General features: G+C 19.8%; 1 protein-coding gene. It reads left to right on the forward strand.

Annotated elements, in window-relative coordinates; genetic code table 11:
- Positions 1 to 357: 357 nt before the first annotated feature.
- Entirely contained in the window at positions 358 to 918 is a 561-nt protein-coding gene (locus I6E31_12410; protein MCF2640760.1) for a tyrosine-type recombinase/integrase, read from the forward strand.
- The last annotated feature ends 130 nt before the right edge of the window (positions 919 to 1,048 follow it).

Consider the following 1,048-nt stretch of genomic DNA (forward strand, 5'->3'; position numbering starts at 1 on the left):
CTGTCACTATATTATATCACAAACTTCTTATCTTTTTTCCTACTAACTAGTTTTTTATATTTTTAGCTTTTTATTAAATTTTATTTTAGATAATATAAAATATTACTTAAATTTTAAAAAAATTATTTCAATAAAATTAAACTATATAAAAGATAAAAATTATTTTAAATAATAAATTTAAAAAAATATAATATAATAATCGCTATTTATCTAAAAAGCGATTATTATATTATTGATTTTATTGACTTTCTTTAGTAGCATTATTTTTTAGCCTATAAAAGCGATTAATTTTTATATAAAAAGCGACTAATTTATGTTATAATATTATTAAATATAAATAAAAAAAGGTGATTTTTTATGGCTACTAAACCACTTGATAATGAAACTATAGAAAAAATTATCTCTTCTATTTTTTTACCACAAGATGTTAGAAATGCTCTTTTAATAGAATTGAATACCGGATTAAGAATTATGGATATAGCTAAATTAAAATTTTCTCAAATTCAATTTGGTATTTTAGAACTAGTGGAACAAAAAACTAAAAAAACTCAAATTACTAAAATTAATATGGATCTTGTTAGATATCTTAATACTAATAAAACTTGGTCTGGAGATTATATGTTTTTAGAAGCTAAAAGAAAAAGAAATGGTATAGAATATTGTGCACCGAAATCTTTTGTTAGATATGTGCAAAATAAATTAAAAATAGTTTGTGAATGTGAACATATTAATCATGAGTTCATTTCAACTCATAGTTTTAGAAAAACTTTTGCAACAAATGCTTTTAATCAAACTAAAGACCTAGTATTTGTTCAAAAATTACTTAATCATTCTTCAGTTTCAATTACTCAAAGATATATAAATGTGGATCAAGAAAGAATAGATAATTTTAGAGAGAAAATTAAAATGGGATTTTAGTGAAATATCCATATATTTTTAATTTTTATGTTATAATATTAATAAATGAGAAAGGAGACTAACTATGAAAAAATTAATTCCTGATGGAATAAGTGATTTTAAAACTTTAATAGAGAACAATTATTATTAT

Origin of the sequence: Fusobacterium varium (assembly GCA_021531615.1) — a bacterium.
In the GTDB taxonomy this organism is placed as follows: Bacteria; Fusobacteriota; Fusobacteriia; order Fusobacteriales; family Fusobacteriaceae; genus Fusobacterium_A; species Fusobacterium_A varium_C.

Bases quoted from the DNA above. Each gene is read 5' to 3' on its own strand.
- I6E31_12410 (MCF2640760.1), top strand. From the start codon at position 358: ATGGCTACTAAACCACTTGATAATGAAACTATAGAAAAAATTATCTCT.